General features: G+C 41.3%; 21 protein-coding genes and 1 pseudogene. 16 read left to right on the top strand and 6 right to left on the bottom strand.

What is annotated here, in order from left to right:
- Positions 1–75: 75 nt before the first annotated feature.
- Both AAEY98_RS18325 and AAEY98_RS18320 read right to left on the bottom strand, forming a co-directional pair.
- A complete protein-coding gene (locus AAEY98_RS18325) occupies positions 76–1,500 on the bottom strand; it encodes an MFS transporter (protein ID WP_162023885.1) in 1,425 nt (474 codons plus the stop codon).
- Positions 1,501–1,581: 81 nt separating this feature from the next.
- Complete coding sequence (locus AAEY98_RS18320) at positions 1,582–2,334, bottom strand: DUF481 domain-containing protein (RefSeq protein WP_174839655.1); 753 nt, start codon at positions 2,332–2,334, stop codon at positions 1,582–1,584.
- A gap of 216 nt (positions 2,335–2,550) precedes the next feature.
- Here AAEY98_RS18320 and rpsF point away from each other — a divergent pair, with 216 nt between their 5' ends.
- The 4 genes from rpsF to rplI are packed head-to-tail and all read left to right on the top strand — an operon-like array spanning position 2,551 to position 3,990.
- Positions 2,551–2,943 (top strand): 30S ribosomal protein S6, encoded by a 393-nt coding sequence (rpsF, locus tag AAEY98_RS18315; RefSeq protein ID WP_011638789.1) that lies wholly within the window; start codon positions 2,551–2,553, stop codon positions 2,941–2,943.
- Positions 2,944–2,964: 21 nt separating this feature from the next.
- Positions 2,965–3,252 (top strand): primosomal replication protein N, encoded by a 288-nt coding sequence (priB, locus tag AAEY98_RS18310; protein WP_011638788.1) that lies wholly within the window; start codon positions 2,965–2,967, stop codon positions 3,250–3,252.
- 12 nt (positions 3,253–3,264) lie between these two features.
- Entirely contained in the window at positions 3,265–3,492 is a 228-nt protein-coding gene (gene rpsR / locus AAEY98_RS18305) for a 30S ribosomal protein S18 (protein ID WP_101085203.1), read from the top strand.
- Between the two features lie 45 nt (positions 3,493–3,537).
- Positions 3,538–3,990: a 50S ribosomal protein L9 gene (rplI, locus tag AAEY98_RS18300; RefSeq protein WP_101085204.1), complete on the top strand. Its 453-nt coding sequence runs from the start codon at positions 3,538–3,540 to the stop codon at positions 3,988–3,990.
- A 913-nt stretch (positions 3,991–4,903) separates the two neighbouring features.
- Here rplI and AAEY98_RS18295 read toward each other — a convergent pair.
- Positions 4,904–7,093: pseudogene (locus AAEY98_RS18295) on the bottom strand (S46 family peptidase); the annotation flags it as partial.
- A gap of 130 nt (positions 7,094–7,223) precedes the next feature.
- Here AAEY98_RS18295 and dnaB point away from each other — a divergent pair.
- On the top strand, positions 7,224–8,630 hold the full coding sequence (dnaB, locus tag AAEY98_RS18290; protein WP_101085206.1) for a replicative DNA helicase: 1,407 nt from the start codon (positions 7,224–7,226) through the stop codon (positions 8,628–8,630).
- Positions 8,631–8,775: 145 nt separating this feature from the next.
- Entirely contained in the window at positions 8,776–9,894 is a 1,119-nt protein-coding gene (gene alr, locus AAEY98_RS18285; RefSeq protein ID WP_101085207.1) for an alanine racemase, read from the top strand.
- A 165-nt stretch (positions 9,895–10,059) separates the two neighbouring features.
- Here alr and AAEY98_RS18280 read toward each other — a convergent pair whose 3' ends face one another.
- A complete protein-coding gene (locus AAEY98_RS18280) occupies positions 10,060–10,527 on the bottom strand; it encodes a chemotaxis protein CheX (protein ID WP_101085209.1) in 468 nt (155 codons plus the stop codon).
- A gap of 698 nt (positions 10,528–11,225) precedes the next feature.
- Here AAEY98_RS18280 and AAEY98_RS18275 point away from each other — a divergent pair.
- The 5 genes from AAEY98_RS18275 (at position 11,226) to AAEY98_RS18255 (ending at position 15,305) form a co-directional block, all read left to right on the top strand.
- Positions 11,226–11,627: a cupin domain-containing protein gene (locus AAEY98_RS18275; protein ID WP_162023881.1), complete on the top strand. Its 402-nt coding sequence runs from the start codon at positions 11,226–11,228 to the stop codon at positions 11,625–11,627.
- Positions 11,628–11,850: 223 nt separating this feature from the next.
- Positions 11,851–12,312 carry a hypothetical protein gene (locus AAEY98_RS18270; RefSeq protein WP_351018683.1) on the top strand — a complete coding sequence of 154 codons (462 nt, stop codon included), beginning with the start codon at positions 11,851–11,853 and terminating at the stop codon, positions 12,310–12,312.
- A 508-nt stretch (positions 12,313–12,820) separates the two neighbouring features.
- The gene (gene dusA, locus AAEY98_RS18265; RefSeq protein ID WP_351018680.1) at positions 12,821–13,870 is read left to right on the top strand and encodes a tRNA dihydrouridine(20/20a) synthase DusA; all 1,050 of its coding nucleotides are present in this window, start codon (positions 12,821–12,823) and stop codon (positions 13,868–13,870) included.
- Positions 13,871–14,617: 747 nt separating this feature from the next.
- Positions 14,618–14,923, top strand: coding sequence for a hypothetical protein (locus AAEY98_RS18260; protein ID WP_059744650.1), 306 nt, complete (start codon positions 14,618–14,620; stop codon positions 14,921–14,923).
- A gap of 181 nt (positions 14,924–15,104) precedes the next feature.
- Entirely contained in the window at positions 15,105–15,305 is a 201-nt protein-coding gene (locus tag AAEY98_RS18255; RefSeq protein WP_011638776.1) for a PspC domain-containing protein, read from the top strand.
- Between the two features lie 72 nt (positions 15,306–15,377).
- Here the strand turns inward: AAEY98_RS18255 and AAEY98_RS18250 are convergent, their stop codons facing one another.
- On the bottom strand, positions 15,378–16,115 hold the full coding sequence (locus tag AAEY98_RS18250) for an enoyl-CoA hydratase-related protein (protein ID WP_182743153.1): 738 nt from the start codon (positions 16,113–16,115) through the stop codon (positions 15,378–15,380).
- 35 nt (positions 16,116–16,150) lie between these two features.
- Here AAEY98_RS18250 and AAEY98_RS18245 point away from each other — a divergent pair, with 35 nt between their 5' ends.
- From AAEY98_RS18245 to AAEY98_RS18235, 3 genes are read left to right on the top strand one after another with little or no spacing between them, the layout of a single operon-like run.
- Complete coding sequence (locus AAEY98_RS18245; RefSeq protein ID WP_351018677.1) at positions 16,151–16,639, top strand: copper chaperone PCu(A)C; 489 nt, start codon at positions 16,151–16,153, stop codon at positions 16,637–16,639.
- Positions 16,640–16,651: 12 nt separating this feature from the next.
- Positions 16,652–17,623 (top strand): DUF2333 family protein, encoded by a 972-nt coding sequence (locus tag AAEY98_RS18240; RefSeq protein ID WP_101085216.1) that lies wholly within the window; start codon positions 16,652–16,654, stop codon positions 17,621–17,623.
- 2 nt (positions 17,624–17,625) lie between these two features.
- Positions 17,626–18,360: a TIGR04219 family outer membrane beta-barrel protein gene (locus AAEY98_RS18235; protein WP_101085217.1), complete on the top strand. Its 735-nt coding sequence runs from the start codon at positions 17,626–17,628 to the stop codon at positions 18,358–18,360.
- A 139-nt stretch (positions 18,361–18,499) separates the two neighbouring features.
- Here AAEY98_RS18235 and tolC read toward each other — a convergent pair whose 3' ends face one another.
- Positions 18,500–19,795: an outer membrane channel protein TolC gene (gene tolC / locus AAEY98_RS18230; RefSeq protein ID WP_162023878.1), complete on the bottom strand. Its 1,296-nt coding sequence runs from the start codon at positions 19,793–19,795 to the stop codon at positions 18,500–18,502.
- Between the two features lie 425 nt (positions 19,796–20,220).
- Here tolC and nudF point away from each other — a divergent pair, with 425 nt between their 5' ends.
- Both nudF and AAEY98_RS18220 read left to right on the top strand, forming a co-directional pair.
- A complete protein-coding gene (gene nudF / locus AAEY98_RS18225; RefSeq protein ID WP_101085219.1) occupies positions 20,221–20,847 on the top strand; it encodes an ADP-ribose diphosphatase in 627 nt (208 codons plus the stop codon).
- 39 nt (positions 20,848–20,886) lie between these two features.
- Complete coding sequence (locus AAEY98_RS18220; protein ID WP_162023877.1) at positions 20,887–21,324, top strand: DUF1249 domain-containing protein; 438 nt, start codon at positions 20,887–20,889, stop codon at positions 21,322–21,324.
- The last annotated feature ends 31 nt before the right edge of the window (positions 21,325–21,355 follow it).

Here is a 21,355-nt window from a genome sequence, read left to right as displayed (position 1 = left end):
AAACGGCTAATGCGCTCAGTTTAAACAAGTGCACTTTAAATAAATACACTTTATATATGCAATTTATGACATCAATTAACGTCTACCGATCTCATTATCGACATCTTCGTCATCCAATTCCTCATGCCCCAAACTATCATCGTTTACTACGCTAGCATAAGCAGTATTATAACCGGCTTGCTCATCGGCATCTTCAAGCTCATCGTCGGTTGAATCTGGCACGCTATCAAATGCATCCTCGGCAGGATTGATCATTTGCTCGTTGACCATTTCTATATCCACACGTGGATCGAATGATGCTGCCAACGGCGAGCTGACTAAATCACCACCTGCCATTATGTAATCTCCAGTGGCAGTCTGTTCGGCTTTTTGGCGTAAATTAATCCACAGTAGTCTTACTAATAAAGTAAACGAACAGATTGCCATAAACCCATACAGCATTTGGTCACCTAAGACCTGCATTAAACCAGAAGCAACTAAGGGGCCAATACTTGCTCCGATACCGAAGGTCACTAATATAGTGGCAGACAGTCCAACTCGTTCGTGTTGGTCTACGCGTGAGTTTGCTAAGGCAGTTGCTAATGGGTATAAGGTGAACGCTAAAATACCAAATAAACCGGTTAATATTAATGAATACACTGAATGGAATGGAACGACCGTAATAATTAATACGATAACCCCCAATAACGTACAGTTAATGCGAATTAATAAGCTACGAGAAATAATGTCAGATAATTTACCCATTGGCCATTGGGCTAACAACCCGGCAAAAATGGTACAAGACATGTAGAGTGCAACATGTTCAGGATCAATACCTTTAGCAGTCGCATAAGATGGCGCTAAACCATAAAAACAACCTACAATCATGCTTCCTAACGCTATTGTCGTTAAGGCTTGAGGGGCACGTTTCCAATACAGACCCATTTGTAATGGTGCCGGCGTTAACGGTTCTGGGTGAATTCTTCGAGTGATTGAAATAGGCACAATGCATAATGCAAAACATATGGCGATTAACAGCAGTGGTTCTATGCCCAAATCAGGATATAAGCTAATGGCTCCCTGGCCAGCCATTAACCCTAAATAAGATACAATCATGTAACTGGCAAATACGGTGCCGCGTTGATTATTTTCGGCCTGTTCATTGAGCCAGCTTTCTAACACCATATATTGGCACATCATTCCCATACCAACGGCAAGGCGCAATACTAACCATATGGTTAAGTTGTCGATGAGGGCATGACCCAGTGCTGATGCGGTGACGATTCCAGCACAGGCAACAAAAGCACGAATATGGCCAACTTGAGCGATAAGTTTATGGCCAACTTTGGAACCGCACACAAGACCAATATAGTAGGCAGACATCATGCCACCAATCCATATTTGTGGCACTTGCATGGTGGTCAGGCTTAAGCCCAGGTAGGTTGTCAGTAGACCTGCAGCAAGTACCATTAAAAAAGTGGTGCTATATAAGGATGCAAAACTGCGAAGCGGGCTGTCCATAACTGCGCCTTTATTGGTTCAGTAAGGCTACGTTAGCCCTACTGATTGATTGTCTTGTTACGCTTCATTTACGATCAATAATTATTGAAACGTGTACAACAAGTTGAATGTGGTGACTGTATCGGTGTTTTTACTTTCATCAGGCACCACTTCAGTGTACTTGATGTTCATACCGATTTTAAATGCCCAATCTTGAATAAATGTATTTTTATAACTCATATCAAGGGTTAACGTGTTGTTGTCTAAACCTGTTTCGGCTGTTACGTCGGCGTTGAAGCTAGTATATTCTTGCAATTTTACCGTATATTTAGCCGCTGAACGTAATATTACATCACGATTTTCATCAGGGTTTGGTTCAGCAATACTGGCTTGCGGTTGGTCGTAACGATAACCAGGGCCGGCTTCAAGGCTCAATTTGGTTTTATAGTTTTTAATTAAGTCAAAACCGTAACCAGTAGAAATAGTAGAAATACGGGTATAAGAACCAAACTCGTTCCAGGTAAATTCGCCACGACCAAATACATAACCACGCTCTAATTTATAGTTAGACTGTAAAAACAATTCGTACTTTTCCGCAGTAGACTCATTTCCATCAGAGGCATAATAAGCCTTTAATGTCGCTTCTTGTTTGGTGCTCGGCGAGTCGTAAGTTAAATAAGTACGGCCGTTAAAGTTTTTAGTTTCGTTGTTACCACTGTTTAGCTGTAAACCAGCTTCAACTTCAGCATTAAAATTACTAGGCGGTTCTTGATAATCTGGTGGTACTAACGCCCATGCCGGAGCAGACAATAAAAAGAGGCAGCATGTTGTGACTATGTTTTTCATGGTTATCATTAGACTGTTTTATTCTTGACGGCGTAAACGCGGTATTTTGGACTGTCGCCATCATACCTGTATTCAAGATTGCTGAAAAGAGTGAGTTAGTGCTTGAGTTTATAGCGCACTTTATGTATCATCGCGCGCTCAAATCAGTCACTTTAATTCGTTCCTTGCCTCCACATTGGTCTGACTGAGCCAGAAAAGAGGCTACTTAACCGTAAGGAGCAATAAATGCGTCATTATGAAATCGTATTTATGGTTCACCCAGATCAAAGTGAACAAGTCCCTGGTATGATTGAGCGTTACACCGGTGTTATCACCGCTGCTAATGGTACAGTCCACCGTTTAGAAGATTGGGGCCGTCGTCAATTGGCTTACCCGATCCAAGACCTACATAAAGCTCACTATGTTCTTTTGAACGTAGAAGCATCTGCAGAGTCTATCGAAGAACTAGAAACAGCTTTCCGTTTCAACGACGCTGTTCTGCGTAACATGGTAATGCGCACTAAAGCTGCAGTTACTGAAGCTTCTCCTATGGCAAAAGCAAGAGACGAACGTGATTCACGTCGTTCACCTTCTGATGACCGTAATGTAGAAGAAAGCGCTGAAGAAAACGCTGAATAATTTTTTGTGAATAATCACTTAATGTTGTCTGGAACGATAACTCGTTCAAGACGATTAGATAGCCCTAGCGGTATAGCCCATGTGGTCATAACGGTAGAGCATAAATCACAAAGACAAGAAGTAGAAATGTTGAGAAACGTCTACTGTTTGATTCAAGTGGTATTAAGTGGTCCGCGCTTTGATAGCGTAGCAAATAAATTACAAGCAGGTGTGCAAGTTGATGTTGAAGGGTTTCTTTCACTACAACAAGGGCGAAATGGACAAAACCGTTTAGTCTTGCATGCTGAAAATGTCGAATTGAAAACTTAGGAGACTGTCAAAATGGCACGTTATTTCCGTCGTCGCAAGTTCTGTCGCTTCACCGCTGAAGGTGTTGTCGAGATTGATTACAAAGATATCGTTACTTTAAAGAACTACATCACTGAAAGCGGCAAGATTGTTCCTAGCCGTATCACTGGTACCAGTGCTAGATATCAACGCCAACTAGCTCGCGCTATCAAGCGTGCTCGTTATCTTTCTCTACTGCCATATACTGATTTACATCAGTAATATTGCAGTATTAATTATTCCTAACAGAATATTGAGGATTTGATAATGAACGTTATTTTGCTAGATAAAGTTGCAAACTTAGGTAGCTTAGGCGACCAAGTTTCTGTTAAAGCTGGTTATGCTCGTAACTTCCTTTTACCTTATGGTAAAGCAGTTGTAGCAAACACAGCAAACACTGAAGTATTTGAAGCTCGTCGTGCTGAATTAGAAGCTAAATTAGCTGCTGAATTAGCTACTGCGACAGCTCGCGCTGATAAATTAACTGCATTAGAAGCTGTTGTTATTGCTTCTAAAGCAGGTGATGAAGGTAAATTATTCGGATCAATTGGCAACCGTGATATCGCTGATGCAGTTACTGCAGCTGGCGTAACACTTGCTAAATCTGAAGTTCGTTTACCTTTAGGTGCTTTACGCACTACTGGTAGCTTCGAAATTGAAGTTCAAGTACACGCTGAAGTTAAAGCTGTAGTTAAGATTGCTATTGTAGCAGAAGCTTAATTACTGTTTAGCTCCATAAAAAACACCGCCTCCGGGCGGTGTTTTTTTATCTCTGCGATTTAATCACTAGCCTTGTTAACACCATCTGTTTAGGCCGCATGGCCAGCTGTTTAGGATCTTTCAATGCCAGAGAATATTCCAGTGAACCTCTATTTGATGGTCACTGGAATATTGTTTACCAGGGCTAGTTTAGTTCTTTTTTAGTCGCTGCTTCAGGCGCTACTACAACAGTCGCTTTGGCCGGTGCTTTGGTTGCAACTTCGGCAGCTGCTTCAGGGGCTACTACAACTGCCGTTTTGGCTTGTACTTTGGTTGTAATTTCTGCAGGGGCTTCTGGTACTACTACAACTCCGGCTTTAGCAGATGCTTTGGTTGCAACTTCGGCAGCTGCTTCAGGGGCTACAGCAACTGCTGGTTTGACTTGTACTTTAGTTGCAACTTCTGCAGCGGCTTCTGGTACTACTACAACTGCCGCTTCGGCTTGTACTTTGGTTGTAACTTCTGCAGCGGCTTCTGGTACGACTACAACTCCGGCTTTAGCAGATGCTTTGGTTGTAACTTCGAGGGCTACTTCAGGCGTTACTGCAACTGCTGGTTTGACTGGTATTTCAGTTGTAACTTCGGCAGCTGCTTCTGGTGTTACTGCAACCACTGCATTGGTAGGAACTTCAGTCGCTGCTTTTATTGCAACATCGGGTGCAACATCGGGTGCAACTTCAATTGCCGCTTCTGCAGGTAATTCAGTTGCAGTTTCTATGGCAACATCAGACGCTACTTCAGTTGCCACTTTGGCTGGTGTCTCAGTTGCCACTTCGGGTGTGACGACTGTTACTGCTTCAGTTGCAATTTCAGGCAATATTTCGGTTGTTGCTATGGCAGTAACTTCAGTTGCTACCTTTGCTTCTCCTTCAGTCTTGGTCACTAAGGTTAACTCTTTTATCAAATTATCAGCGTGATCGACCTTGTCCATCATCCACAAAATGTAGCGAATATCGACATGTACGGCACGGGTAATCGTTGGGTTAAAGAACCAGTCTTTAGTGATGGCTTCATAAGTTGAGTCGAAGTTAAGACCAACTAACTCACCTTTACCATTTAACACTGGCGAGCCTGAGTTACCACCAGTAGTGTCAGCACTTGATAAAAAGTTAACCGGTACAGAGTTAAAATCGGCGGGCTTGTCTAAACAAGACATAAATTGACAACTGCTTTGCTGCTTATATACCGATGTGACGCGATGTTTACCTAAGTCGTCAGCTTTAATTGCCGCTAACAGTTGCGCGGGAGCATTATACGGTGCTTCACCGGTGTTTTTGGCTAGGATGCCAGCTAAGCGAGTAAATGGCTGCTTGTATAATGCATCTTTAGATTGATAGCCATCAACCATACCGTAGGTAATACGTAATGTGCGGTTAGCATCAGGGTATACAGGCCAGTTATTTGATTTGTAATAATCAATAATCGCCTTCATATATTCAGGACGAACAGATGACAATTTACCTGCAAGTAGCTTTTCGCTCTTTTCCAATGCCATATTGGTGTCATGAATGGCCACCGCTAAACGAATAAATGGGTCATCGCTAATCTCAAAATCTTCAGCTCTTTTACTCATCCACGCTAGGCGTTTAGCTTGGTCGGTGAGCTCTGTTAATGCATACAAACCTTCCACTTTAGACTCTAGCTGTTCAAAATTGTCTGAGCTGCTTAAGGCGTTATCAAACACTTCAGTTTTTAACGGTTGTCTTACATAGGCTTGTAAGTCTTGTAACCATAAAATTTTATCGACCACGGGATCGAAGCTGCTATCGATACGTTTAAGTGCTGCTTTAAACATTTTCATATCACGCAGCTGAAACCCTGACTCACGTTGGTCATTGGGTTTCTTCCTTTCTTTAGCTAAACGGTACAGTTTGCTAGCAGCCTGGAGCATTTCGCTTGATTGGGCATTTTTAAAGAAATAATTGGTTTGCATTTGCTGATGTTTTTCAGCAAGTAGTGCTTCAAGATCACTGATGAGATTTTGGTTAGCACCAGGATCTTTTTTAAGCCAAGCGAGAAAGTCATTCTCACGTTGCTGTTTAATACCAACAATATCAGTGGCGTTAAAGCCATCTAATAAGCCATTAAGCTTTTTCATCCGGTTAGCCATTGACGCCATAGTGCCGGCATATTTAAGCGCGATATCTTTATCTACATCGCCCATTAAGGTAATGGTATCAATTTGCAACTGGTAGCGTTTTGCGTAGGTTGGATATATCCAATCACTAGCAAACTGTAACTCACTGGTTAAGTTGTAACGGCTGGTAGAACCTGGATAACCGGCCACAAAAATACCATCGCCTGCTTTTACACCGTCTGCGTTCACTTTTAAGTAGCTCTTAGGCTGATATGGCACATTGCCTTTCTTAAACGTTGCAGGCTTACCGTCTTTGCCCACATAGGCGCGTAAAAAGGTAAAATCGCCAGAATGACGAGGGTATTCATAATTGTCGATATCGCCGCCAAAGCCGCCAATACTTTTAGGTGGCGCATACACCAAGCGTACATCTCGAATGATTAACTGTTTCGTCAGATAATATTCTAAGCCGTGGTGAAAACTGTTAACTGAGCAACGGTAGTTGTCATCTGATTCGCAGATTTTAATTAATGCTTTTTTATTCGCCTGGATATCTTCAAAGCGTACCAAAGGTTCGGTGCTTAAGTTAGCCATAACGCTATCGGTCACGTTGGTAACTTCCTCGGTAATGTATAAGCGTTCGTTTGGCCCAGCAGAAGGTTCTTCCGCTTGGGTGTTTGCTAAAAAGCCATCTGCGAGGTAATTATGTTCTTTTTTGCTGTTATATTGTATGCCGCGATAAGCACAATGATGGTTTGTGACAACTAGGCCTTGGGGGGATACAAAACTGGCGGTACAATACCCCAAACTGACGACAGCATTCATTGGGTACTGTCCCAAATCTGCCAGTTGTGATGCGGGAATATCAATACCACGTTGCAGGAGTTTGTCGGCAATGGATGGCATTTGATACGGTTGCCACTGCCCTTCATCGGCAAAGGCAAAACCAGATGTCAGCACAAGTGCTGCAACGAGTGCTATACGCATGTATTTTCCTTAAATAATTATTTTATTTCCGTTTGACGGAGCTGTTATTCTAATCGGTAATGACGGCAAATTAAGCTAGACCACGGTGTTATACCATATTTTATAAAGTCGTTGGAAATTGGGAGTGTTAATGTCACAGCAAGGTGCTTTTAAAGCAAGAAACAGGCAAAGAGATGTAGAAGTTAATGCATTAAAATTGCCTCCTCATTCAATAGAAGCAGAACAATCCGTGTTAGGTGGATTGATGCTAGATGCTGAAGCGTGGGATCGTGTTTCTGAAGCGGTTGTGCCAGAAGATTTTTATTCTCGTTCTCATCGAATGATTTTCACGGCTATGCAACGTTTAATGGAATCGGGCCAACCGCTGGATTTAATTACCGTATCCGAACAGCTCGAAATTGAAGATCAATTAGACGATGCTGGCGGCTTTGCTTACTTAGGCGAAATTGCCAAAAATACCCCCAGCGCCGGTAATATTCTATCTTACGCAGACATTGTGCGTGAACGTGCCGTAGTACGTGACATGATTGCCGTTGCCCACGAAATTGCTGATGCGGGTTATAACCCAGAAGGCCGTGATTCAAGTGCATTATTAGACTTGGCTGAAACCAAAGTCTTTAAAATCGCAGAAATGCGTACCAATGCCAATGAAGGCCCGGAAAACATTAAAAGCATTCTTGAAAAAACCGTCGATAGAATTGAGCAGCTTTATAACAATCCCCATAACGGTGTGACAGGTGTTTCAAGTGGTTTTAATGATTTAGATAAAATGACCGCAGGTTTTCAGTCTGGCGACTTAATTATTGTAGCCGCGCGTCCTTCTATGGGTAAAACCACCTTCGCGATGAACTTGTGTGAACAAGCCGCCATGAATGAAGACAAGCCAGTACTTATTTTCAGTCTCGAGATGCCGTCAGAACAGATTATGATGCGTATGTTAGCCTCGCTTGGCCGTGTAGACCAAACCAAAATTCGTACAGGTCAATTAGACGATGAAGATTGGGCGCGCGTGTCTTCAACCATGGGTATCATGCTTGAACAAGGTAAAATGTACATCGATGATGGCTCAGGATTAACCCCAACCGAAGTGCGCAGTCGTGCCAGACGTATTGCGCGTGAGCATGGCGGTTTATCAATGATCATGATCGATTACCTGCAATTAATGCAGGTACCGTCGTTAAAAGATAATCGTACCTTAGAAATTTCAGAGATCTCTCGTTCATTAAAAGCCTTAGCCAAAGAATTAGAAGTACCTGTTATTGCATTGTCGCAGCTTAACCGCTCGCTAGAGCAACGAGCCGATAAACGCCCAATTAACTCTGACTTACGTGAATCGGGTGCGATTGAGCAGGATGCCGATTTAATTATGTTCATCTATCGCGACGAAGTGTATAACGACAGCTCTGAAGATAAAGGCACCGCAGAAATCATTATCGGTAAGCAACGTAACGGACCTATTGGTCGTATTCGTCTGGTATTCCAAGGTCAATTCTCTCGCTTTGATAACTATGCTGGGCCGCAATTTGAAGAAGATTAATCATTGATTAGACTGTATTTGTGTTTTTAGTATCGTTATTTATGATATTAGTTTATCTCTGTTAATGAGGTTGCATTCATGGCCCTAAACCTCTTAACAGACAGCAAGCCGCGCCATGTTATTTATTGTTAATTAAGGCAACCTATTGAAACCTTTTCCTCGTGCAGAAATCAGTCGTTACGCATTGCAAAGTAACTTGGCACAATTGCGCCTTATTGCGCCCAATAGCAAAATTATGGCAGTGGTTAAAGCCAATGGTTATGGCCATGGGTTATTAAATGTGGCTGAAAGTGTCGGCTTATTAAATTATGTAGAAAGTGTCGGCAAGTATCATGGCGGCGCAGATGGGTTTGGTTTGGCAAGGCTTGAAGAAGCATTGCAACTCAGAGAAGGCGGCGTAAAAGGTAAGCTTTTATTATTAGAGGGTTTTTTCCGTCAGTCAGATTTACCCACACTGGTTAGTCATAATATCGATACTGTGGTTCATCATGAATCGCAATTGCAAATGCTTGAAACTATCACGCTAGATAAGCCTGTCACCGTATGGATAAAAATTGATACTGGCATGCATCGTATTGGCTTTAGTCTTGAGCAGTTCGACAGTATTTATCAGCGTTTGCTGGCTTGTCCGCAAGTGGCTAAGCCGATTCATTTAATGACTCACTTTGCCTGCGCCGACGAACCCGATAATATCCTTACTCAAACGCAAATGAATGCCTTTGAGCAATTGATTAGTGGCTTAGAAGGCGATCGCACCTTAGCAAATTCTGCAGGTACCTTATTTTGGCCAACAAGCCAAGCCGACTGGATAAGACCCGGCATTGCGCTTTATGGTGTATCTCCGGTGGTGGGTGATAGGGGCGTTAATCATCGATTAATTCCGGCGATGGAATTAGTATCCAATCTGATAGCTGTGCGCGAACATAAAGCCGGCGATAGTGTCGGCTACGGTGCAACTTGGACCGCTAAAAAAGACACTCGCTTAGGGGTTGTTGCCATTGGTTATGGTGATGGTTACCCACGTAATGCGCCAGAAGGCACACCGGTATGGATTAACGGCCGCCGAGTACCGATAGTCGGTCGAGTGTCTATGGACATGTTAACCGTAGACCTAGGTGCCGATGCACAAGATAACGTCGGCGATAGTGTTCAGCTGTGGGGTAAAGCGCTTGCAGTAGAAGAAGTGGCCGAACACATTGGTACCATTGCTTATGAATTAGTCACTAAGCTTACGCCACGAGTGTTGGTTGAACTGCTCGATTGAGCATGAGATTGATATAAACAATGCCCAATACGTAGATAATGTGTTGGGCATTGTTGTTTTAGATACTTTTTTAGGTGCTGTAGTTTTGAGGCTCTGTTGTTTTTAAGAATTGGGTGCCAGCGTTAGATTCAGTTTTTCACTTTGGTGTTAACTTCTAATGTTTGATTAAGAATCCTCAAAGCAAATTTCAATAAAAGCGTTACCGAATTCGTGGCTAAAAGGCATCATGATTTTTTTACCGCGCGCTTTATGAGAAATAGTATGGTTTTTACCAGACACCACAGCCGGTGTTGCCATATCAAAGTCGTAACCTTTTTCGCTGAGTAAGTTTTTGGCACCGCCAGTCACCATGTTAGTTATTTCACCCACTAAATCAGTTACTTCATCATTAATAACCCCCGGTTTTTCACCAAGCATTTTATTCATAATTTCAAGGATAAGTGATTGCTCAAAAGTAATCGACAGCGAACCGCGAGTTTTAGGACCCACCATACCAATCAAGCCAGATACGTCACCTTTTGCAAGGTCATGGTTTTTTAATTGAGGTTTACCAGGCTTAAGATCCATTGTTGCCATGGTAGAGATTACATTGATTAAAGACACAAGAAATGGGTTGATGAATTCAACGTTCATAGGCAAAGCAATCCTTCTACATTTTAAAGGGTGGCATAGTATATAGAGAGGGCATAAAGAGTGCGTAACGCTACACGGCCCTATCATTATAGTAGCTGACTAACACAAATACTGACTATATCAGCAAAGTGAAATACAGGTTTAAGCTTAGAGCACAAAAAGGAAATTGATAGTGGCATTAACGGTAAAAATATTTTTATACAGTTAATTCATGTAACAAAAATCTAGAATGAGCCATTAATTTACTATGGTCGGTCTAACGCTACAAGGGCTGAGCTGAGCATCAATTGATTGCGCTACTGACTAAGGTGGTTTCTAGTTGGAGCTAATATTGATTACCCATGCACTTAAAAGTAATTAACGCGACAGCGAAGACTGCAAACGTTGATTATCCAATGATGATAAATTCGGTTAATACCACATCAAAGCGAGGCTCACCAACGGATAAGCACAGCAATAGTTATGTTCGTGCGCTTCTTTTCCATTATACCGATGTTGGATAGTTCATTATGTTAAGTCGCTGACTGTAATTGTAATGATTCAGCTTGGAATTTCTATTAGCTAGTTCATGTTTTTAACGCTGTGTTGGCTACCTGAAAAGCTAAGATGATTTAATCGCTTTACATCAATAAGATGGCAAATGTAGGATAAATCAATAACGCAATGACTAAACGTCATGTATCACAAGGATCGAGCAAGTGTCGGAATCTGTAGCAATCACAATAAATGATCAATTTTCACGAGTTGATTTTCTGAAACATAGAACGCCAGAAACCACTAATGAACAAGCAAAAAATGCTTTTGCGCTATTATCTGAATATAGAGACGGTGGAATATATATCGCTCATTATTCCGGTTTTAGTGAGTGGGAGAAACACCCAAAAGGTGATGAGTTCGTTCAGATTTTAGGTGGAGAAACGACATTAGTCCTTCTAGTTGATAACGTAGAGCAACGTTACCCTTTATCGACGGGGCAAATGTTGGTTATCCCCCAAGATGTTTGGCACCGTTTTGAATCACCAGAAGGTGTTAAAATTATGACAATAACACCGCAACCAACAGAGCATAGTATCGAGAAGCCAAACGGAACATACAAATAACGATAGGTCGGCTGAAGCCGTATTAAGTACCCATTAGCGCGAGCAGCCCGATTCGGTTAAGCAAAAATGCTGTCGTGAAAAGTGCCGTTGTGAAAGGTAGTAAGAAGATAAACCTTGGATTACTCTGCACATTTAAACTTTAAGCTATTGTTTTAGATTGTTTTTTAATTTCATGAGAAATCATATCGTTGTACAATAAAAATAACTAAATAAGAGGTGTTCTATGGATGGAAAATCATTAATCGTTATTTTAATAATGGTGTCAGCTTCAGCTTCAGCTTCTGCAGAAGTCTATAAGTGTGCAGATGGTAAGTATCAAGCAGACCCGTGCGACGACCAAAGCGAACTGTTAGATTTAAGTAATGTAGGCAGCGTGGTTGCACCATCGAGAGGTTACCCTGAAAGCCTAACTAACGAGACCATAGATGCAAGGCAGCTGGATAGTGCTGTTAATGCGCGTGATAAAAAAGCTGAAATCGCTCAATACTTACGTAAACAAAAAATTGAACGTGACATTAGAAACCTCGAAAAAGAAAGGAAAAAAGCGTTCAAAGATCGTGATGATAAAATCGATCAATTGCGTACCACTGGTAAGCGAGCTAACAATAATTTAGTGGCAGCAAAGTCTAGCGCAAGAAATGACCGCAGTTATGCAACAGGGCAGTACAGAAGTCGAATCAATTGATCGTCAAATATCTGCACTTAGGTCTGAATTAAAACAACTGTAAACCAAATAAACTAATCAATAACAGTGGCTGCCAATAGCGAGTCTCTCTTTACGCGAATTAAGTAACGCTACTGACGTGTATTATCAGCTTTATCACGTTTATGAATGCTATAAGACACCATAATTTGGGTTCCCCACTTTCATTTGCCCAATGCATTATGGTTCCCCTGGCCTCTAAAAACGTGTAAAAACGTCTTAAAATGTGTGAAAAACTCAAAAACGTGAGAGGTGTTAATTCAGTGAATACAACGTCAAAGCTAGCCATACCAACGTATACACTCTATCGCACCGTGATCTTTCCCTAAATCAGTAGACACTTGCTTCTCGATGATGGGTTAATGATATAATTAGCCATTACTTAGGGCAGCCCAGTTGTTTTAGCCTAATTTATGACTTTTTTACTGGCTCCTTGTGCAACAACGATTACCCAAAATGCAGCTAAAAAGGTGCATCAATACCGCAAACTATGAGTATAAAGAATTCAGTGAATACAACACCAAAGCTAGTCATACCAACAGATACGCTTGATCGCACCTTTTCCATAGCGCCGATGCTGGATTGGACTGACCGCCACTATCGTTACTTTGCACGCCTTATGTCGAGCAAAGCCTTGTTGTATACCGAGATGATCACCACGGGTGCTATATTACAAGGTAAGGGCGACTATTTAGCTTATAACGAGCAAGAGCATCCTGTAGCGTTACAGTTGGGTGGCTCTAACACTGTGGATTTAGCGGCGTGTGCCAAATTGGCTGCTGAGCGCGGTTATGATGAAGTGAACCTCAATGTAGGGTGTCCGTCTGATAGAGTGCAGAATGGTCGCTTTGGTGCGTGTTTAATGGCTGAACCTGCGTTAGTAGCGCAATGTGTTGATGCGATGAAGCTGGTAACCGATATTCCGATCACGGTAAAAACCCGTATTGGGATTGATGAGCAAGACAGTTATCAGTTTTTAACGGATTTTATTGAAACCGTGAGCGCTCAAGGTTGTAGTGCATTTACTATTCATGCGCGTAAAGCCTGGTTACAAGGGTTAAGCCCGAAAGAAAACCGTGAAATTCCGCCGCTAGATTATGATCGGGTTTACCAGTTAAAGCGTGATTATCCACACTTGAACATCAGCATTAACGGTGGCATTAAAACCCTTGAAGAATCTAAGCTGCATCTAACCCAGCTAGATGGAGTGATGGTGGGGCGTGAAGCTTATCAAAACCCCTATATATTGGCGCAAGTTGATCAGCAATTGTGTGGACTCGATACCGTGGTGATTACTCGTCAGCAAGTGATTGAGCAAATGTTGCCGTATATTGAGGCTCATTTAGCCCAAGGCGGTCGGTTAAACCACATTACTCGTCATATGATTGGTTTATTTCAAGGATTGCCGGGTTCACGTGGCTGGCGTCGTCATTTAAGTGAGAATGCTCATAAGCCTAATGCTGATATTGGGGTAGTGCTTAAAGCCGCTGAGTTTGTTGATGCCGAAGCATTGGCCAGTGACGAATCGACTTTGATATAACACTTTATATTAATAGGTTATATCGAGAAGTTATATCGCGAGGTATTTCAATAGAATACGTTGTCAAATAAACGCCCAGACGGTTATATTAACAATAGCCGTTAGCATATCAAAAGCGTCTTTTATTAGGCGCTTTTTGATTTTTTAACTCGCTTGTAAAATCAGCTCGAGAATCCATAAAGCCTGCTAGACAAAAGTGGCCAAGACAATTACCTATGATAAGACCTAGAAAGACTAGACCGTCACTGACTATTGTCAGTAACTATTGTCAGTAACTATTGTCACGAATCCAGTTACTAAACCTGTCACTCACGCAATCATTTTCTCAATTATTAACTCATCCATTATCTCAATCATTAACTCTGTCAGCGTAACCATCACATTCATCAACTATTAATCTCGCCGTTAATTTAACCTCTACTTCAGCCACTCATCTAAGCACTTACTTCGCTGTAGCTTTTCGGTGGGTGGTAATATTGGGCTATTTCTGACGACGTTTTAGTCTTGCTAAGATGCTTAATAAAAATCACTGGTCATTTTCACTAACTATATGGTTAATTTTACTACCTGTTGGTTTTTTGCTCACGACTTTAGTTCAGTTATATAAACTATAATTAATTTATTTGGTTTACAAATTAAGTGGTTAGAGTGGTTTTTGAAAGTTGGCACGCAGCTTGTAATACCTATTGTGTAATCAACTAGACGGGTGTTTAGTTGCCATTAACCAACACAAGAAAGGATGCCATTATGTCTACATTAACTTCAACCAACGTGATTCGCCGTAGTGTTCAACTATCAATTGCTGCAGCATTATTGGTTACCGCCAGTGTTTCGGCACAAGCAGATGAAATTTCAATCTCTAATACAGTCGCTGCGCTAGAACAGAATATGACGCAAGCGAGCCAAGAGATGATTTCAAATGTGAAGCAAGAGTTAATGCTGTCGTTGCAAACTCAAATTGCTGAACAAGTTTTTGAAATTAATTCAGCTTTAGAGTTTGCTAGCTTTGAACAACCACAAGTGAGTACCGCTGTAGCTGCTGAGAATAAGTAATGGATGGGGCGATGAATATAGGCTTGGTGCTGCCATTAATGTCGTTATTGTTATTGCCAGTTATCAGTTTTGTATTGTGTGCGATGTTAGTCAGCTGGCTGTTTTGGCCAAGCATTAATGACCAAGCTTAATCTTAACTCATTGCTTTTAGAATAAACCTTATTAAGTACGAGAGGATAATATGAACCGTTTAATCAATAGATTACAAGATGAAACTCGAATTGTATGTGGCGTATCTGCGAAGTTAGCAAAACAATATGGCTGGTCATTACTTTGGACTCGTATTGTGACAGTAGGATTAGTGCTAACCAATCCAAGTATTAGTTTACTTGCGTACTTTGTGATTGCAGTGGTGATGAGTCAAAAAACATCTCGATTTTAAGGCTTGCCCAGTAATGAGTAAGCGGGGGAAGTTTAATTACCCCGCAGATAGGTTATGCATTGATGTATGTGGTTATTTTTTTAAGAAAGCTTGGAAGCGTTGTTTTGCTTCGTCACTTTGTAAGCGTTCAGCAAACTCAACTAATTCTAATTTCATCTGAGCTTTAACTTCTGCCTGGTTATGACGTAAAAGCCGTTTTGATGCTTGCATAGATAATGGTGGCAGAGCTGCCAATTTTTTTGCTTGCGCTAGACTGAAGCTAATGAGCTCGTCTTGGGCAACCACGCGGTTAATAATGGTTAATTTTTCAGCCGTCTCTGCATCAAAGGCTTCGCCCAGTAAAATTAGTTCAGCCGCTTTTTGTTGGCCAACAATTAAGGGTAACAAGATGCTTGAGGCTGCTTCTGGTACTAGCGCTAAATTGACAAATGGCATTTGGAATTTAGCCTGATTGTCGGCGTACACTAAGTCGCAATGCAATAGTAGAGTTGTTCCTATTCCCACAGCCGCTCCGGTTACCGCTGCAACCACAGGCTTTTTAAGATCTAACAAACAAAACAAGAATTTAACGGTTGGATGATTGTCATCTAAGGCACCACTTTGCAGAAAATCGACGATATCATTGCCAGAGGTAAAACAGTTTTCGGTACCATGGAACAGAAAGGCACGAATATCATTGTCGGCTTCACCTTGGATCAGGTATTCTGTGAATTGCTGATACATTTCTAGATTAAAGGCATTGCGCTTTTCTGGACGATTAAAACTGATGATACGCACGCCTTGATCATCTCTTACCTGAATATGACTCATTCGTAGCTTCCTGTTGTGAACGCGAGTGGGATTACATGGAGTTTAAGACATTGAAAGCAATATTCAAACATCTGTTTAACTTTTTAGTGTTATCATCATTATCATTCGCCGCCACTGCTAACGTTGTCCTGGTCGATGGACATGTTAGAGCTATGCCTGCGAGTGTGCCTAATACCGCCGCTTATTTTACGTTAGAAAATCATAACAACAGCGATGTTAAGTTAGTTGAAGTGAAGACCAGTGCGGCAAAAGTAGCGCAGTTACATACAATTTTAGAAGAAGATGGCATGGTTAAAATGCGTCAAGTCGAAGGGTTTACTATACCGTCTCACGGTTCGTTAACACTTCAACCTACTGGCGACCATGTGATGTTGTTGTCGTTAACCGCGCCATTGGTTATTGATGATAAAGTGCCTTTAGAATTAATTTTTGAAGATGGTCAGCATCTTATGATTGAGCTTGCAGTGCTTAAACAGACCGCGGCTCAACATGATGAACATGTCGAGCATCATCACCATCATTAAGGAGCAATATTGATGCAAGTAACAAGGAATAAAATTTTAGCCGTTGTTGGTGTGCTGGGTTTAGTACTTTACTTTGTTAGCGTGTGGTGGAGCGTTGAGCCGGATCCCATTAAGCCGGTCTCGTCGCAAACCGATAACGGTAAGTTAATTGTGGGTTATGCCACAACGACTGCATTAATTGATACCATGGAAACCTTGCTGGATAAACCAGGTGGTTGGCTATCTAATGATATTATGCCTCCGTCGGTAATGATGGATAACATGCCTGCATTTGAATTTGGTGCATTAGAGCAAGTGCGTGATTTAGCACTGACTATGCGTAAAGAGTTTAGTCGTTCGCAGTCGCAGTCGACGGCGGACACTGATTTGTTAGCCGCTCATTCGAAGTTAAACATTGGTCATACTAGTTGGTTAGTGCCAAGTGCTGAAGGTGAGTATCGTGATGCGATCAAATTATTGAAACTTTACCGTGCTAAAATCAACGACGCTGATAACAATAATGCTCAGTTTTATGCTCGTGCAGATAATCTCAATGAATGGTTGAAAGAAGTTCAGAAACGCTTAGGCAGTATGTCGCAACACTTATCTGCCAGTGTGGGCCAAGAACGCTTAAATACTGATTTAGCAGGTGATAAGTCTGCGCGTCAATCTACACCGGGTTTATCGAGTAATGAAATTAAAACCAGCTGGTGGAAAATTGATGATGTATTTTATGAAAGCCGTGGTTCAGCCTGGGCATTATTGAATTTTATGCGGGCTATTGAAGTTGATTTTGCCGATGTGTTAGAAAAGAAAAATGCTGAGGTCAGTTTACGTCAAATTATTCGTGAACTTGAAGCTACTCAGCAAACAGTTTGGAGCCCTTTGGTTCTTAATGGAAATGGTTTTGGTTTAGTGGCTAATCACTCGTTGGTGATGGCTAATTATATTTCGCGTGCAAATGCCGCGGTAATTGATTTAACTAATTTACTCTCACAAGGATAATGATGAAAAAGACTCTTCTTGCCACAGCTGTAGTGGGCCTTTTAAGTGTGTCATCGGCTCATGCGGCAACTGTATTGGGTTTTAAAGTAGGCGCCGATTATTGGCAGGCAGACACCACAAATGCATTTAATGATGATAGTGGTGTTGCTCACAGCTTTAATGATGATTCTTCACAAGGTAGTGTGTGGATTGCTGTTGAGCATCCATTGCCGTTTGTGCCTAATGTTAAAATTCGTGAAAACCGTCTTGAGTCGAGCACGAGTCTTGCTAATGCCGACTTTAACTTTAACGGTCACAATTTTACTGGCGAAACCTCAGTGACGAATGACTTAAGTAATACTGACTTTGTATTGTATTACGAAATTCTCGATAACGACTTAGTGTCTGTTGATTTAGGTGCGGCATACAAGTTAATGAGTGGTTCATTACGTGTTGCTGATGCAGGTCACCCAGAAGAGGTGGATATCGATAGCGGTATCGTGATGGGATACGCCAGTGCACAAGTCGGCATGATTGGTTTAGGTTTGTTTGGCTTTGCTGATGTAATGATCGGTGTAGATGAATCTAATGTATATGACTACGGTGCAGGTTTAGGATGGCAGTTTGACGGATTAGCTGTCGATACTTCTATCCGTGTTGGTTACCGCGAGTTCAATTTTGATGTAAGCAACTTCTCTGGTGTTTCTCAGAATACTGACTTTAGTGGTGCATTTGCTGGTGTTGAATTAGTTTTCTAATTCGGTATCGAGCTTAACGATTATATAAGTAATTGTAATGCCTATAAAAAAACCGCCAATTGGCGGTTTTTTTGTGGGAGCTTATTTTTGTGTAAGCTTAGTGCTTAGTGCTTAGTGCTTAGTGACTAGTGACTAGTGCTTATTGAGCAATAAGTCCGCTGTTAATCGAGATAACATCATCTTCGTTCAACGTACCCGCAGCCTGTTTAAGCGCTAATATAGAGTTAATATAACCATAACGAGCTTCAGATAGTTGACGCTTTGAATCATATAAGTCGCGTGTACGGTTTAGCACATCAACAATTGTACGCGTACCCACTTCAAAACCAGCTTGGGTTGCTTTTAGCGCGCTTTCAGATGAAATAACTGATTGCTCATACGCTTTGATTGAACTGATAGACGCATTCACGTTGTTAAAGTTATTACGCACGTTTTTGGTAACGCTACGATGAGTTTGCTCTAATTTCTCGCTAGCTTCCACATATCGGAATTGCGCTTGCTTCACTTGAGAGGTGACTTTAAAGCCTTCAAAAATTGGAATGCTTAACGTGATACCAACATTGCTGTTGTCATAATCTGGACCAGGCGTTTGATCAACGCCTTTGTTGTAACCAGCATTGAAGTTCAATGAAGGCATATGGCCAGCTTTGTACAATTTAATGGTTTCATTGGCGATATCTTTAGCGATACGTTGAGTCATTAAATCGATACTATTGGTTTCGGCCATTTTTAACCAAGCAGCAGACGATGCTGGGGCAGGTGTAACGGCTGAAAAACGGTTAGTATCAAGAATATCAATTGATTTATGATCTATACCAGTAATTTCACGTAATGTTTCGTAGCTATTGTCTAGGGTATTTTGAGCCAAAATTTCTAATGCTGATGCTAAGTCATATTGTGCTTGAGCTTCATGTACATCAGTAATTGCGGTTAGGCCGACTGCAAAACGTTGCTTAGTTTGTTCAAGCTGACGTTCAATGGCGGCTTTTTCTGCACCTTGGAACTCGTAGTTATCTTTAGCCGTTAATACGTCAAAATACGCTTTAGTTACGCGAGTGATTAACGATTGTAATGACGATGCATAAGTTGAGTCGGCTTGAGATGCTGCCATTTCAGCAAGATCTAAACCAACCCATGCACTATGATCGTATATAACTTGAGTTAAGCTAACACCACCCGTTAAACCGTCGGTGTCTGCTAAAGGATCGTTCCACGCTTTGGCATAACCAACGTTTGCGCTGATGGTTGGTAATAACGGTGCACGGTTTTCTTGAATACTCTCGTATAACGCATCACGTTGTGCTTTGGCTTGTAAAACGATAGGGTCGCTAGTGAGTGCTTGCTGATATATTTGAAGTAAATCGTCAGCTTGTACTGCTGGTGCTGCAATAGCAAATGCTAATGCTGCGTATAATGAACCAATTTTGAATTTCATTTGCTGCCCTTTTTAGACAATTCCTCGGTAATTTGAGGTGTTGATTAACTTATAATTTGGTCATGCTCTTGGTTAAGTGAATGATTTATCATCATTTAATCTTAACTCGGCAATCAGTGTTAACTCACTTGCTTAATGAATATGCACAATAATTTACAGATGATAGCGTCGTTCAATGTCGACATTTCATTGTTGATTACATATTGCTCACAATATATCGATTATGTCATGTCGATTACTACATATTGTGCACTACTTAATAGTAGTGATTTTTTCATTTTCAAGTCAAATTTGAAGTGTAACAGATTTTATTTTAATTAGACCCGTTTTTGCTTTTTTCAAGCTCAAATGCTTAGTTCTTAATTATGTTAATTTAAACTGTTAAAATGACCCGTTAGTTTATGTTTTGATAGACAAGGATAAATATGTCTGAGCAATCGGTGTTAACAACCTTTGACGCAGAGTCAGGTTTTAGTTTGATATCTAAAAAAGTGTTGTATAAAGGTTTCTTCCAGTTGGACGAATACACCTTTAAGCATAAGTTGTTTAAAGGTGGCTGGAGTGGTGAGATTACCCGTGAGGTTTTTGAGCGCGGTAATGCGGTGGTTGTACTGCCTTATGACCCCGTTCGTGATGAAATTGTATTAATCGAACAAATTAGGGTACCTGCATTAGCAACTACTAAATCAATCTGGCTTCTTGAGTTAGTGGCAGGTATGATTGAGCCCGGCGAATTTCCAGAACAAGTTGCAGAGCGAGAATTGGCCGAAGAAGCTGGATTAAGTCTATTAGGTTTAACACGCATAAACAGTTACTTAGTCAGTCCTGGTGGCACTTCTGAGCGTTTTCATTTGTTTTGGGGGCAGGTTGATACGACCAAAGCTGGCGGAATACACGGACTTGAACATGAAAATGAAGATATTCGTGTGCATGTTGTTAGCCGTGAACAAGCCTATGAGTGGATTAATAATGGTCGCATTGACAATGCATCGACGGTATTAGGCATCCAATGGTTGATGCTAAACTACCAACAGATTCGTGACGCACTTTAGTTTATTGAACATGGTGATAAGCAAGATAGGAATGATTGAGTGGCAGAGTTTAACCAGCGAAACAAGCAAAAATATCAACCCAATATCAGTGCGTTTTTAGCGGTATGTGGTCGAAATTATGCACATATTTTAAAATGGTTACCCGATCAAATTACGGTCAATGTGCCTTGGCAGGTTGAAGGTGAGTTTGGCCAGTTGTCGATCAATCTTCTTGAGAATACTAAATATACTCAGTTAATCGAAATATCGCGCCCTATACCAAATGGACATTTTTTTAAATCTCCAAACGCAATTGTTCGTGTCTATCATGATGCTCAATTAGCAGAAGTGTTAACTAGCCAACAGATTTATCGCTTAAAGCCAGTGTATGATTACCCGAATATACATATGCATCATAGCGATGAAAAATTTCAGGTGAATGCATTCCTTGAGGAGCTGTTGAAGATTGGGTCTCTGAGAGTGACTTGCCAATCGTAGCTTTTTTCTTCTTTTTACCATGTTAGGAATA

The sequence above is a fragment of the Shewanella sp. AC91-MNA-CIBAN-0169 genome (assembly GCF_040310165.1).
In the GTDB taxonomy this organism is placed as follows: Bacteria; Pseudomonadota; Gammaproteobacteria; order Enterobacterales; family Shewanellaceae; genus Shewanella.
This window is presented reverse-complemented; position numbering and strand designations above follow the sequence as displayed.

Bases quoted from the DNA above. Each gene is read 5' to 3' on its own strand.
- AAEY98_RS18325 (WP_162023885.1), bottom strand. From the start codon at position 1,500: ATGGACAGCCCGCTTCGCAGTTTTGCATCCTTATATAGCACCACTTTT.
- rpsR (WP_101085203.1), top strand. From the start codon at position 3,265: ATGGCACGTTATTTCCGTCGTCGCAAGTTCTGTCGCTTCACCGCTGAA.
- AAEY98_RS18280 (WP_101085209.1), bottom strand. From the start codon at position 10,527: ATGAACGTTGAATTCATCAACCCATTTCTTGTGTCTTTAATCAATGTA.
- tolC (WP_162023878.1), bottom strand. From the start codon at position 19,795: ATGAAATTCAAAATTGGTTCATTATACGCAGCATTAGCATTTGCTATT.
- AAEY98_RS18245 (WP_351018677.1), top strand. From the start codon at position 16,151: ATGGAGTTTAAGACATTGAAAGCAATATTCAAACATCTGTTTAACTTT.
- AAEY98_RS18235 (WP_101085217.1), top strand. From the start codon at position 17,626: ATGAAAAAGACTCTTCTTGCCACAGCTGTAGTGGGCCTTTTAAGTGTG.
- rpsF (WP_011638789.1), top strand. From the start codon at position 2,551: ATGCGTCATTATGAAATCGTATTTATGGTTCACCCAGATCAAAGTGAA.
- AAEY98_RS18320 (WP_174839655.1), bottom strand. From the start codon at position 2,334: ATGATAACCATGAAAAACATAGTCACAACATGCTGCCTCTTTTTATTG.
- dnaB (WP_101085206.1), top strand. From the start codon at position 7,224: ATGTCACAGCAAGGTGCTTTTAAAGCAAGAAACAGGCAAAGAGATGTA.
- AAEY98_RS18240 (WP_101085216.1), top strand. From the start codon at position 16,652: ATGCAAGTAACAAGGAATAAAATTTTAGCCGTTGTTGGTGTGCTGGGT.
- AAEY98_RS18250 (WP_182743153.1), bottom strand. From the start codon at position 16,115: ATGAGTCATATTCAGGTAAGAGATGATCAAGGCGTGCGTATCATCAGT.
- dusA (WP_351018680.1), top strand. From the start codon at position 12,821: ATGAGTATAAAGAATTCAGTGAATACAACACCAAAGCTAGTCATACCA.
- rplI (WP_101085204.1), top strand. From the start codon at position 3,538: ATGAACGTTATTTTGCTAGATAAAGTTGCAAACTTAGGTAGCTTAGGC.
- AAEY98_RS18270 (WP_351018683.1), top strand. From the start codon at position 11,851: ATGGATGGAAAATCATTAATCGTTATTTTAATAATGGTGTCAGCTTCA.
- AAEY98_RS18255 (WP_011638776.1), top strand. From the start codon at position 15,105: ATGAACCGTTTAATCAATAGATTACAAGATGAAACTCGAATTGTATGT.
- nudF (WP_101085219.1), top strand. From the start codon at position 20,221: ATGTCTGAGCAATCGGTGTTAACAACCTTTGACGCAGAGTCAGGTTTT.
- priB (WP_011638788.1), top strand. From the start codon at position 2,965: ATGTTGTCTGGAACGATAACTCGTTCAAGACGATTAGATAGCCCTAGC.
- AAEY98_RS18260 (WP_059744650.1), top strand. From the start codon at position 14,618: ATGTCTACATTAACTTCAACCAACGTGATTCGCCGTAGTGTTCAACTA.